Consider the following 12999-nt stretch of genomic DNA (forward strand, 5'->3'; position numbering starts at 1 on the left):
GACCAATAACAACGGGAAGGGAGTGCCATGGCAGCGGGTGAATTCGATTATGACTATGTGATTGTCGGCTCTGGTTTTGGCGGCAGCGTATCGGCCTACCGGTTGAGCCAGAAAGGCTATCGCGTGTTGGTAGTGGAGCAGGGGCGTCGATGGAGCGCCGATAATCTGCCCACAACCAATTGGAAAGCCTGGGACTACCTCTGGCGCCCGTTTCTTGGCCTGAAGGGGTTTCTCAGCCTGCGGCTTTTCCGTCATGTCATGATTCTTCATGGTAACGCCGTTGGTGGCGGTTCGATCACCTACGCCCAGACCCTGCTGGTTCCCCCCGATTCGGTCTGGCGGGATGGCAACTGGGCGGGTCTCGATGACTGGGAGTCGGTAATGCCCCAGCATTACGACACCGCGCAACGCATGCTCGGGGTGACCGAGAACCGGCGGCCAGGCCCAGCGGATGCCAAGCTGCAGGAAATGGCCAGGGTCTCGGGTGTGGAAGACAGCTTCTATTACACCCAAGTGGGAGTGTTCTTCGGTGAGGACGACGACAAACCGGGTACCGAGTACCCGGATCCCTATTTCGATGGCGAGGGGCCGGCACGCAACTCCTGCATCGGCTGTGGCGGCTGCATGGTGGGTTGCCGTTACAACGCTAAAAACACCCTGGACAAGAATTACCTGTATCTGGCGGAAAAGCTCGGCGCGGAAGTTCGGGCCGAGACCCAGGTGGTGGATGTTCGCCCAATCAACGGACAGGACGACGGCGCTGACGGTTACGAGGTGGTGACGGTGCCGACTTTTGCCCGCTGGTCTCCCCAGCATACCCGCATCACTGCTCGCAGCGTGGTCTTTTCGGCGTCTTCGCTGGGTACCCAGGAACTGTTGTTCCGCCTGAAGCAGGGCGGCTCGTTGCCCAATATCTCCGACGACCTGGGCAACCGCGTTCGCACCAATTCTGAGTCGATTCTCGGGGTGCGCTATCCCGGCAGTTCAGAAGATCTCTCTACCGGTGTGGCCATCGGCTCCGGCATCTACATCGACGATCATACTCACATCGAGGCGGTACGTTACCCCAAAGGCTCCAACCTGCTCAGCAGCTTGCTGACGGTGCTCACCAACGGGCGTCCGGGGCCAACCCGGGTTCTGGTGTGGTTGTGGGCGTTGCTTAAGCTGTTGATTAGCCGCCCCCTGGCCGGGCTGCGCAGCGTGCTGCCGTACCACTTTTCTTCGGAAACCGTCATCTTCCTGGTGATGCAAACGCTGGACGGGCACATCAACATGCGTTGGAAGCGGCCCTGGTACTGGCCGTTTGGTAAGACGCTAACCACCCACGGCGAGCGGATTCCAACCTACATTCCCGAAGCCAATGCGTTCACCGAAAAGGCTGCCGCAGCCACCGGCGGTGTTGGCATGAGTTCGCTGAGCGAGATTCTTTTTAATGTGCCCATGACCGCGCATTGCATGGGCGGCTGCGCGATGGCAGAAACGCCCGAGCACGGGGTGATCGATGCCCAGAACCGGGTGTTCAACTACCACAACCTTTACGTGGTGGACGGTTCCATGCTGTCGGCCAACCTGGGGGTGAATCCGAGCCTCACCATTACCGCGCTGGCGGAGCGGGCCATGTCGTTCATCCCGCCGAAGCAAGAGGTCGAGGAAGCGTAGCCCCCCCCCTGGGCTAGCCAGGCCCCGCTGGAGCCCTTTCAGGCTGCTCGACGCTGAGCACGATCTTGCCGGTGTGCCGCGGGTGTTCCATTGCCCGCTGGCCATCGGCAGCATACGAGAGGGGAAAACCCGGCGCTCAGAGCACGATTTCCTTCCTGGCGTTTGGAGTCGCCGACGGGCAACCCACATTACAGTGTGGCTCTGGATAGGACAGCCAATGTGCGCTCCAGGCTGCAAATCCTGGCATTGGCATCTAGTATGAGTAGTAAGGGCTGGCGGGAGTGGACTGCCAATATTCTCTCCCAATTTACCCTAGCCAAGGAGGCAGTGAGATCGTTCAAAATCGGTCATAGAAGGCCTCTGAGGCACGCCGCTTCAGCCACTCACGGATGCCGCATCTCTCAACTTAAGGAAAACCAGCGGGGTGAGCCTGGTTATTCGACCTTGGGTTGGAGAGCCGTGGTTATGAAGCTAAAGAATTTGCTGATAGTAGTGTTTGTCGTTATCGCGGGTGTGCCATTATTTGTTGGGCTACAATCCTTGAATCACTACACCGGAGAACACTACCGCAGGCAGGTGGAGGAGCACCTGGGCTCGTTGTCACTGATTGCCAAAAAAAGGGTGCTGGATATTGTCGAGCGGGTCGAAGACAACACCGCCCTGGTGGCCAGTCGAACTCAAATGCGCCTAAGCCTAGCCCGGTGGCTGGAGTCCGGGGACTCGAAGGAAATAGAGGTAATCCAGCGTATTCTGAATGATGCCAGAAACGGCTTGCGTCATCTCAAGGGGGTCGGCGTGTTTGACTCCCAGGGCCGGCTGGTTGCCTCAAGCACGGAACTCTCACCGCCCCTAACCCAGCTTTCAGCCGACATCTCAAGGCAATTCTCAGCGGGTTTCTTAGTCGGAAGGGGCGCTTCTCCGCAGCGGTTAAAAACGGCCCTTTTGCGGTTAGAACCAGAACAGGATCAGGTACTGCTGATCAGTATTGCGCCCCTGATATTGGAAAATCGGCGCATTGGCTACGTTCGGCTTGCCTTTTATACCGAATTTCTAGCCGATCTGGTTCGTGATCGCACCGGGTTGGGAGCAACAGGGGAGTGGCTGTTTACCATCCGGCATGAGAGCGGAGACGCCCAATTCGCCATTCCCCTCAAGTACGACCCGCAAGCCGCCTTTAAGCGTCGGGTCGCCAAGGACCGGCTGGATGTGCCCGTCACCCAGGCCTTATTGGGCAACGAAGTCATCATGAGAAACGCCCCCGATTACCGGGAGACTCCGGTACTTGCCTCCACCCGCTACATTGCGGATCTGGATTGGGGCCTGGTGGCCAAGATGAATGAGGAGGAAGTGAACCGACTGGTGAATCAAAACAGGGTATATATCTACCTGTCCGAGTTTGTCATTGTGTTCGTGGCTATATTGGCCGGCATCCTGCTTTCGATCTACATTGCCGGTCCGATTGAAAAACTCAGGGCCCATACCTCCAAGGTTGCCAGTGGCCGATTCGAGCAACCGCCACGGGCCGGTGGCTGGCAAGAAGTCAAGGAATTGAGCAAGAACTTCAGCTACATGATTCTGGCCCTAAAAGATCTCAACGAAAACCTGCAACAGAAGGTAGAAGAGCGTACACAGGAATTAAACCTTGTGAACCGGCAACTGGAATTGCTGGCAACCCTGGACCCGCTGACCGGCCTGCACAATCGCCGTTATTTCAGTGACCGACTTGATCAGGAACTGAGCCGGGCGCATCGCTACGATGGCTCCCTGGCGCTGGTGATGATGGACATCGACCTGTTCAAGGCAGTCAACGACGCTCATGGGCATCTCACCGGGGACGAAGTGCTCAAGGGCATCGCGCATTTCCTGGCCGCGGAGATTCGGGAAACGGATGTGGTGGCCCGTATCGGCGGCGAGGAATTTTGCCTGGTGCTGCCAGAATGCAACAAAGCTTCCGCACTCACCTTTCTGGAGCGGCTCAGGGCCGACATATCTGCCATGAAATTCCGCAGCGATGGCGCCGAATTTACAATCTCCTGCAGTTTTGGCATCGCCTTTATGGATGACTCAGAACCGGATGCCAACACCCTGATGACACGCGCCGATCAGGCTCTTTACCAGGCCAAGGAGCAGGGCCGGAACCGGGTCATGATCTATTTGAGTGATGGTCGCGTGGTACCTGTTAACGAATTTCAGGAAGGAACCTAAGTCTCGGCTTCGCACCGCGGGCGATACCAGTGGGCTCGCTGGCGCCTTTTTACGGTTTCTAGTGCCAATGCAGCGCTAAATCATGGCACGTACGCTAAGGCTAGCATTCTCAGTATCCGTCCATAAAAATTCCAGGCGAGGATCCAAACCATGAATTCTGTTGCTTCCGTTACTCCTGGCGGGGAAACGCCCGCGATGAACCCAGCTACCGGCGCTCAGTTAGGTGCGGTCACGAATACCCCGCTGGAGCTGATTCCAGCGATCTTCGAGCAGGCTCGAGAAGCGCAGCGTGTATGGGCGGACAAATCGTTCTCCGAGCGCCGGCGGCACATTCTGAAAATGCGCGACTATATTCGTGATAACGCCGATGAGTTGGCCAAGATTGTCAGTGAAGGCAACGGTAAGACCCGCCTGGATGCGCTTGCCACCGAGGTTCTGCCATGCCTGATGGCGTGCAGCTGGTATGGAAAGAATGCCGAAAAGGTTCTGCGACCCGAGCGTCGGGAGCCCTCGAGCCTGCTGTGGGTCGGTAAGCGCTCTGAAATCCGATACGAGCCGCTTGGGGTAGTCGGTATCATCAGCCCCTGGAACTACCCGCTGTCGATTCCGTTTGGTGAGATTGTGATGGGCCTGATGGCGGGCAACGCCGTCCTCCTCAAAGTCGCCGCGGCAACCCCTTTGGTGGGCCAGGCCATTGAGCAGATTGTCGCTGCCGGCGAGCTGCCAGAAGGTCTGTTCAGCCACATCGTTGGCTCCGGCGGCAAGGTGTCCAGCGCCATGTTCGAAAATGGCATCGACAAGCTGTTCTTCACCGGCTCCGTGCCAGCGGGCAAGCAGTTGATGGCGCAAGCGGCCGAATCGCTGACCCCGGTATCACTGGAGTTGGGGGGCAAAGACCCGATGATCGTGCTCGAAGACGCCGACCTGGAACGGGCCGCCAACGGGGCTGCCTGGGCCGGCTACCAGAATGCTGGCCAGTCCTGTGGCGGTGTTGAGCGCATCTACGTGCACGAATCCGTCTACCGGAAGTTTGTCGACCTGCTGGCGGAAAAAACCCGCCAACTGCGTCACGGTGTGCCCTGCGACCAAATGGCCGTGGACATTGGTTCCATGACCACGGCCAAGCAACGCCAGACGGTGGCCCAGCACCTGGCGGATGCGCTGGCCAACGGCGCTAAGGTAGTGGCGGAATCCCAGGGGGTAGGTGACCAGGACGGTGAATTCCATCCCGCGACGCTGGTTACCGATGTGCATCACGACATGCTGTTGATGCGGGAGGAAACCTTCGGCCCCATCATTCCTGTGATGCCGTTCAAAACCGAAGATGAGGCCGTTGCCCTGGCCAATGATTGCACCATGGCGCTCACCGCATCCATCTGGACTCGCAACACCAAGCGGGGCAAGCGTCTGGCGAATCGGGTCAAGGGTGGCGTGGTTGCCATCAACGACCATCTCTATACCCACGGCATGTCCGATCTGCCTTGGGGCGGACCGGGCGAATCCGGCATCGGCCGCACCCACGGGCCGGAAGGCCTGCTGGAAATGACCAAGGCCAAAGCCGTGAACTGGGACTGGTTGCGAGCCAAGCGCAACCTTTGGTGGTACCCACAGGACCAGGAAAGCTACCAGGCGATTCGTAACGCCATGCGCATGGTTGCACCCAGTTCTGGCGCCGATTTTCTGCGGGCGGCCGGGAAGGTTGTACCTGTGATGGTCAAGAAGATGTATTTGTAACCTCCCTGTAGCCTGAGCCTGCCAGCCGTACCTTCCGGATCAGTCATTGATCCGGAAGGTACGGCGTTCCTGTCGATTCCCTTCTCCCATTATTCAGTGGCTGCCTAGCCCATTTTTACTGCCCAAACAGGGATCACCGCGTTACCCGCAAGATGTTCTGAAAAGACCCATTCCCCCTGACGAGGGTTTGCGCGTTGCTTGAAAAGCAACTACTAATTAATGCTAATCCAACCAAATACGCAGTGGCGGGATGGGCCACACCTATAGCGACGCTGAACGTGCCAAGAAGTCGGGCACAGCATGTGCAGGCGCTAAGGGAATACGCAGCGATTAGCTGCGATAAAGGGACGTATTCATGCGACACACCTTGAATTCCGTAAAACAACGATCTAACTCAGCGACCGATGCCTGATGATTTCCCCGAAGGCACAGGGAGGTCCTGGTCGTTTGAGGTCGTGGAATACCGGGGCATGCAGGCGGCTCTACGGGCATCCAATTGGCTATCGAGGGGAGTAACAGGGAGGTTGGCATGGCGGAGTCCGAACAGTACTTATTGGAATTCGGGCTGGGGGATATGCGATATGCACTGGAGTTGCAGGACGTGTGTCGCGTACTGAGGGCGGTGGCAATCAGCCCACTTCCGGCTTCTCCGAGTATCGTTAAGGGAGTCGTTAATGTAGCGGGACAGCTACTCGCAGTTGTTGATTTACGGGCACGACTGGGCCTGCCGAAGAAAAGCCTGGAAATAGAAGACCGACTAATCTGGGTCACGGCGGCGGGCTATGACTTGCTGTTACCCGTTGACACAGTACAAACCGTCCAGGGCTATTTGCCGGACGCTATTGCTCCGGCAACGGATGTTCCAGAACCGGCACCCTTGCTCAAGGGGCTTGTCCGTTTGCCCGATGGAGTGATGTTGATCCAGGACTTGACAGGGCTGTTGGAGCTACCGGAAAGGGAGGCGCTGGCACATGCAGTCGACCGTCAATCGAATTGCTGACCGCCCGACGAGTCTTGACGCCACGGTCTTGGCGGAGTGCCAACGCTGGATCGACCATCGATTGGGGTTGCACTTCCCACCACCCAATTGGCACGACCTGGACCGGCACCTGGCATTACTGGCTGTTGAGTTGGGCTATGAGGATACCCGACACCTGGTCCGGGATCTGTTGTCTTCGCCGGGCGACAGTCGACTTGAGAACCGGCTGGCGGACGCCCTGACGGTTGGCGAAACCTACTTCTTTCGAGACCCGGCCTGTTTCGAACAGCTGAAAGATCAGGTCCTGCAGCCGTTAATCGACCGTCGCAAGTCGGCCGGGGCAAAGTACCTGAGCCTATGGAGTGCCGGCTGTGCTACCGGAGAGGAAGCCTACAGCCTGGCCATGCTGGTGGACGACCTGCTGGATGATGCCGATTCCTGGCAGATCAACATCCTCGGCACCGATCTAAGCCGCCAATCACTCAAGAAAGCTCAGGAGGGCGTCTACGGCGCCTGGTCCTTCAGGAGCGCGGCCAGCGACCTCACTAGCCGTTACTTTCAGCCTGAACCAGCGGGAGTGGTTGCGGCCAAGTCTGCCGAAGCCCGGTTCTGGCGTATACGAAGAAACATCGGAAACCGTATTCGCTTTTTTGAACTGAATCTGGCGGCGGCGTTTTACCCGGATGCGACCCGGGGGCTGGCGAACATCGATGTCATCATGTGCCGCAACGTCCTGATGTATTTCTCGCCCGCTCAGGCAATTGCGGTACTCGGACGCCTGATCCAATGCCTTTCCGATGAAGGAATCCTGTTGGTCGGGGCGGTGGATGGCGGCTACAGCCAAGCTGCCGGGCTGAAGACTCAGAGCTGGCCCGGAGCCCTTGCCATATCGGCGCAATCTCCCAGTAGCGGCGTTGACCCGGAGACAGCCAATGCACTCGATTCAGAATCGACGGAATCAGTGCTAGCGGTGGGGGGCGGCGCCCCGTCGCCTGAGCCTTTGGAGCTTGCACAGTTAACGCCATTCCAGAGCGGGCGTCTCGGAAATACCCAGCCTGGGTCGCAGACAGGTCGATCCGTAGACGAAAACGGGTGGGCGAGGGCCAGTCAGGCGCTGGCCGAGGGTAATTACTCCGAAGCCTTGTCACTGACTGGGCGTTATTTGAAGCAGGGCGGCCTTACGCGACGACAGGAAGCCGAAGGCGCAAGCCTCTACGCGCGTATCTTGGCAAACCTAAGGCAACTGGACGAGGCCGAATACTGGGCACGCCAGGCCATTCAGCTAGACCGTCTGCAAGCCTCCAGTTACTGGGTGCTGGCAACGATCCTATTGGAGCGTAATCGGCTCGAAGGGGCTCGGGACGAGCTGGCCAAAGCACTCTACCTGCAACCGGATTTCGTATTGGCTCATTATCTCAGCGGCCTGATATTCAAGCGGCTACAAGATCACCGTGGAGCCAGGCGAAATCTGCGCAACTGTTTGGACTTGCTCACGCACATGGCGCAAGGGGAACCGGTAATGGAAGGCGAAGGGATGAGTGTTTCGGACCTCAGTCAGCTGGCAACGACGGTCCTGGCTGAGTTGGAAAATGAGGGAGTCGATAGGGAGCTTGGAACCGTAAAAGGAACCGTACTATGAACAACGACAAGCTACCCCAGGAAACCGAATCAAGGGCCACTCAGCACTGGGCAGCCATCAAACGCCGTCTGGCTGAGATGGAGTCGCGGTTGGTTGCCGAGTTCGAGCCGGCCCCGGCTGAGGTGGAACAGCGGTTGCGGCAGCGGGCAGAGAAACTGGCCAGGCCAGAGCCTCCGATGGAGGCAGGTTCGACTCTGGATCTGCAGTTGTTTGAACTCTCCCAGGAAACCTACGGTATCGAGACCCGTTATGTCGATGAAGTTGTGCCGCTGAGACAACTGGCCAGCATACCCTGCACACCAGACCACATACTGGGCATTGTGAATGTGCGTGGGCGGATGGTGTCAGTGCTGGACCTGCGGCGTTTCTTCGAGCTCCCATTTAAGGGGCTGTCCGATTTGAACAGCGTGATGGTGATCGCTGACAAGCACATGGAGTTCGGGTTACTGACCGACCGCATCCAGGGCAGCAGCGTGTTCCCGGAGTGCAAGGTGCTGGAGCCGCCAGCCCATTTGCAGGGGATTCGCGCAGATTATCTGCTCGGCGTCACGGCTGACCAGAGGATTCTCCTGGATGGACAACGATTACTGACGGACCCACATCTGGTGGTGGAGGACAGGCTATGAAAGCCTATTTTAATCTGAAAACGGCCACCAAGCTGGGGCTTGCGTTTGGCTTGCTGCTGGTGTTGTTCGTCGCGGTAATGCTGATGGCGCAGCGGGGGATGGTTTCGCTGCAGGAATCGCAACAACGTCTGACAGAAGAACATCTTGCGAGCTTTGCCACCATCAAGGACCTGCGAATCGACATCAACACGGCCCGTGCCATTCTGTTGGCGGCCAGTCTGGTGCAGGATCAGGAGCCCACGGGTGAGGTGGTTAAGGAAGACGAAATACGAGAGATTGTCCAAAAGAAACAGCAGCACATAGATAGATTGAGGAGACTAAACCACGACAACGTGGAGACCCTCCAAATCGTCTCCGAGATGGAGCGGGTCCTGGATCAGCTTCACACCCAGAACGGGCACGTGATCCAACTGATCAAGACCGGGAACTACTCCGAAGCCCACAGGTTGCTGTTGGACACCCGCCAACAAATCTACCAATTCCGTGACTTGAGCAAGCTGGGTACGAAACGAATCGAAGCCGAAATGAATGAGTTGTTGCTGGCCAATCTGAACCTGATCGACCGCCAGCGTCAGGCGACCCTGGCAGCGGGAACGGGCTCTCTCGCCCTGATTGCGATGCTGATTTGGCTGACTACCCGCGCCATCGCCCAACCGTTGGGGCAACTCACGCAGTGGGCGGACAGAATCGCCACCGGCGACTTGATGGCGGAGTCGTCGCTGGAGCAGCGGCGGGACGAGGTCGGTTACCTGAGTCTGGCCTTCGCGAGAATGGGCAATTACCTGCGGGATCTGGCGGAAAAGGCTGAGCTGATCGCCCAGGGCGACCTGACGGTGGTTGTCACGCCCCGCTCGGATCAGGACGTGTTGGGTAAAACCTTCGCCACCATGGTCGCCAACCTGCAGCAACTGGCGGCCGAGTTGCAGGAGGGCACCTCGGTGCTCGCAACCTCCAGCCAGGAGATCCTCTCTTCCACCAGTCAGGTGTCCTCCAGCGCCCAGGAAACCGCAACCTCCATCAGCGAAATCACCACCACGGTGGAAGAGGTCAAACAGACCGCCAGCCTGGCGAGCCAAAAAGCAAAGCACGTGACAGAAGCCGCGCAGCGCACCGTCAAGGTGTCCCAGGAGGGGCGTCGATCGGTGGAAACTTTCATTCAGTCCATGGCGGAAATCCGCGAGCAGATGCAGGCGGTGGCCGACAGCATTGTGCGCCTGAGCGAGCAGAGCCAGGCCATTGGGGACATTGTCGCCAGCGTCAGCGACCTGGCCGAACAGACCAACATGTTGGGGGTGAATGCGTCCATCGAGGCGGTCAAGGCCGGGGAACACGGTAAGGGGTTTTCTGTGGTCGCCCAGGAGGTCAAGACTCTGGCGGCGCAATCCAGGCAGGCCACGGCCCAGGTTCGTACCATTCTGATGGACATCCAGAAAGCAATGAACAGCGCGGTGATGGTGGTGGAGCAAAGTGACAAGGCGGTGGAAGGCGGTTTTCAGCAGATCAAGGAGTCGGGAGAAACCATTCGTACGCTGGCAGAGAGCATTGACGATTCCTCCGGGGCTGCCCTGCAGATTGCCTCGTCGTCACAACAGCAACTGGTTGGCATGGACCAGATCGCCGTGGCCATGGGAAGCATCAAGCAAGCCAGTCAAGACAATGTGCAAGGCACCAGGCAATCGGAACAGGCTGCCAGGAACCTGCATGAGTTGGGGCAGCGGTTGAAGGAGCGTGTCGCCCAGTTCAAGACGTGAATTGCCGGCCTCTAAGTGACATCTGATGAATGTGGGCCCAGGGTTGGCCGACTGATTGGCGGCTGGGAACAGCGGCGGAGCGCTCAGCCTGCGTCATTTTGAATGGATAAGTACGACAGAGCAATGGATCACCATGGCCAACAGTAACGACGAATTACAGCAACGCCTCAGGCAGGCGTTCCGCGAAGAGGCCATGGAACGACTGCAGATGCTGGCAGACGCCCTGGCTATGATTCAACAATCGCCGGTCGATGAGGCCGCGGTGATCGAACGTATTTTCCGTGAGGTACACAGCCTGAAAGGGGCGGCGCGCGCCGTATCGTTAAAGCAGGTTGAACAGTTTTGCCAGCAATGGGAGAGCTTGCTGTCGGCCTTGAAGCATAAGCAACTGCTGCCAACCGCGGAACATTGGTCCTTAAGCCGCAAAGCCCGTAAGGTCATGCAACAGCTGGTGGAGGACGAGGACGCAGCGGTCCCGGAATCGGTAGTACGACTGGGGGAGGCCTTCGAAGTTGCGGCGCAGGGAGAGCCCTCCGATGAGGCCAGCGGATCAGAACTGCGAGACGGCGGTGTGATGGAATCCGCGTCTGAGGCGGACGCTGGCAATGCAACCTCCCTGACGCCACCCGATACAGGCCCAAGCAGGCACTTGAAAGTAAATGTCCAGCGTCTCGACAACTTGCTGTTCAACGTCGAAGCGCTGCAGCAGCTTAAGCTCTATGCACTGGAACATGCCCAAGCTGCCCGTGACGCCGCCAGAGAGTTCCAGGTTTGGCGCCGCAACCGGCACGATGTGGGCACGGCCGCCCGGCAGCTGAAGGGCCGACTGGGCGAGTTCAATGAATCGACGCAGAGCCAGTTACAGACCTTGTTGGATCAGCTGGATTGGTCTGGCGACTTTCTGGGGCAATGGGAGTTTCGCCTGGGGTATTGGGCCGCTGGTTCTGATCAGTTTGCACGGGAGTTGGTCTCATTGGCCGATCTGATGCGTCAGGAGATGCAGCATACCCTGATTCTTCCCTGCGGGGTGCTGACCGAAGGAATCCCCGCGATGGTGCAGGACATCGCTGACGATTCCGGCAAGGAAGTTCGGCTTGAGGTAACGGGCGATGACCTGCAGGTTGATAAACGAGTATTGGATGAGTTGCGAAGCCCGTTACAGCACCTGATTCGTAATGCTATCGACCATGGCCTGGAACCTCCCCAACAGCGCCAGGAGAGGGGCAAGGCAAGCGCTGGCAGTTTGAAGGTGACGTTCAGCCACGAAGTGGGGGACAAGTTCGAACTGCTAATCCAGGACGATGGCCGCGGCATGGACAGCGCCGCTCTGGCACAAGAGGCGCTGGAGCGCGGCCTGGTGAGCGCTGAAGAACTGAAAACCTGGAGTGAGGAACGGGTTTATCAGTTGGTGTTCAGCTCCGGATTTTCCACCAGCGCGATGATCACTGACCTTTCGGGACGTGGGTTGGGCTTGGCCATTGTCCAGGAGAAGGTGGAACGCCTGGGCGGCGAGATCAGGATCGAGTCGCAGCCCGGCGAAGGCACTACGTTCCTGATACGCCTTCCGACCACAATGGCAACCTACCGCGCTCTGCTGGTGAAAGTAACGGAAACCGTGCTAGCCGTACCGGCGCAGGTCGTGGTTAAGGTCTTGCGGGTTCCACTCGAGGAACTGACAACCATGGAGAATCGCCTGTCACTCAGCCTGGATGGCCAGGTACTGCCCCTATGGCGGCTGGCGGAGGTGTTGGACTTGCCGTGGGAGACTTCGATTACAGCGGAAACCTGGGCGCAGCTGGTCGTACTCAAGGTCGGTGGTAATACCTTCGCCTTATTGGTGGACGAGGTGCTGGATGACCAGGAAATTACCATCAAGCCCCTGGGACGACAACTGAAGCGGGTGTGCAACGTACTGGGGGCCACCTTGCTGGGGAATGGCGAAATCGTACCACTGCTGCATCCTCAGGATCTCTTTGAAAGTTGCCGTCGTACTCAGGCAGCGCCTTTACGAGAGGCAAGCAAAGAGGATCTGCTAACTAAGCCCCGGATTCTGGTGGCTGAAGACTCGGTCACCTCCCGTGGCCTGCTGAAGACCATTCTGGAGAGCGTGGGCTATGAAGTCACCACGGCAGTCGATGGCATGGAAGGCTGGAACCTGCTCAAGCAAAGTGAGTTTGAGCTGCTGGTGTCGGACATCGAAATGCCACGTATGGACGGCTTTGCCCTGACCCAGCGCATACGCAACGACCTGAATCTGAGACAGTTACCCGTCGTTTTGGTGACGGCGCTGCAAAGTCCGGAAGACCGGGAGCGTGGGCTTGAGGCCGGTGCCAATGCTTACATCGTCAAAAGTGGCTTTGATCAGTCGAACCTATTGGATGTTATTCGTCGACTCCTTTGAGGGGG

Annotated in this window: 8 protein-coding genes; all 8 read left to right on the plus strand. The window is 58.2% G+C overall.

Features of this window, described 5'->3' with window-relative positions:
• Positions 1-27 precede the first annotated feature (27 nt).
• Positions 28-1659, plus strand: coding sequence for a GMC oxidoreductase (locus N6L25_RS12640; protein WP_271980876.1), 1632 nt, complete (start codon positions 28-30; stop codon positions 1657-1659).
• Positions 1660-2124: 465 nt separating this feature from the next.
• The gene (locus N6L25_RS12645; protein ID WP_271980878.1) at positions 2125-3864 is read left to right on the plus strand and encodes a sensor domain-containing diguanylate cyclase; all 1740 of its coding nucleotides are present in this window, start codon (positions 2125-2127) and stop codon (positions 3862-3864) included.
• Positions 3865-4059: 195 nt separating this feature from the next.
• Positions 4060-5598, plus strand: coding sequence for an aldehyde dehydrogenase family protein (locus N6L25_RS12650; RefSeq protein ID WP_271980880.1), 1539 nt, complete (start codon positions 4060-4062; stop codon positions 5596-5598).
• A gap of 529 nt (positions 5599-6127) precedes the next feature.
• Positions 6128-6598 carry a chemotaxis protein CheW gene (locus tag N6L25_RS12655; protein ID WP_271980882.1) on the plus strand — a complete coding sequence of 157 codons (471 nt, stop codon included), beginning with the start codon at positions 6128-6130 and terminating at the stop codon, positions 6596-6598.
• Positions 6570-8216, plus strand: coding sequence for a CheR family methyltransferase (locus N6L25_RS12660; RefSeq protein ID WP_271980884.1), 1647 nt, complete (start codon positions 6570-6572; stop codon positions 8214-8216). Before N6L25_RS12655 ends, N6L25_RS12660 begins: the two co-directional genes overlap by 29 nt.
• Entirely contained in the window at positions 8213-8842 is a 630-nt protein-coding gene (locus tag N6L25_RS12665; protein ID WP_271980886.1) for a chemotaxis protein CheW, read from the plus strand. The genes N6L25_RS12660 and N6L25_RS12665 overlap by 4 nt, the downstream gene beginning before the upstream one ends.
• Positions 8839-10593 (plus strand): methyl-accepting chemotaxis protein, encoded by a 1755-nt coding sequence (locus N6L25_RS12670; protein ID WP_271980888.1) that lies wholly within the window; start codon positions 8839-8841, stop codon positions 10591-10593. Before N6L25_RS12665 ends, N6L25_RS12670 begins: the two co-directional genes overlap by 4 nt.
• Before the next feature lie 133 nt (positions 10594-10726).
• Positions 10727-12994: a hybrid sensor histidine kinase/response regulator gene (locus N6L25_RS12675; RefSeq protein WP_271980890.1), complete on the plus strand. Its 2268-nt coding sequence runs from the start codon at positions 10727-10729 to the stop codon at positions 12992-12994.
• The last annotated feature ends 5 nt before the right edge of the window (positions 12995-12999 follow it).

The organism is Marinobacter sp. SS21, assembly GCF_028369065.1.
In the GTDB taxonomy this organism is placed as follows: domain Bacteria; phylum Pseudomonadota; class Gammaproteobacteria; order Pseudomonadales; family Oleiphilaceae; genus Marinobacter.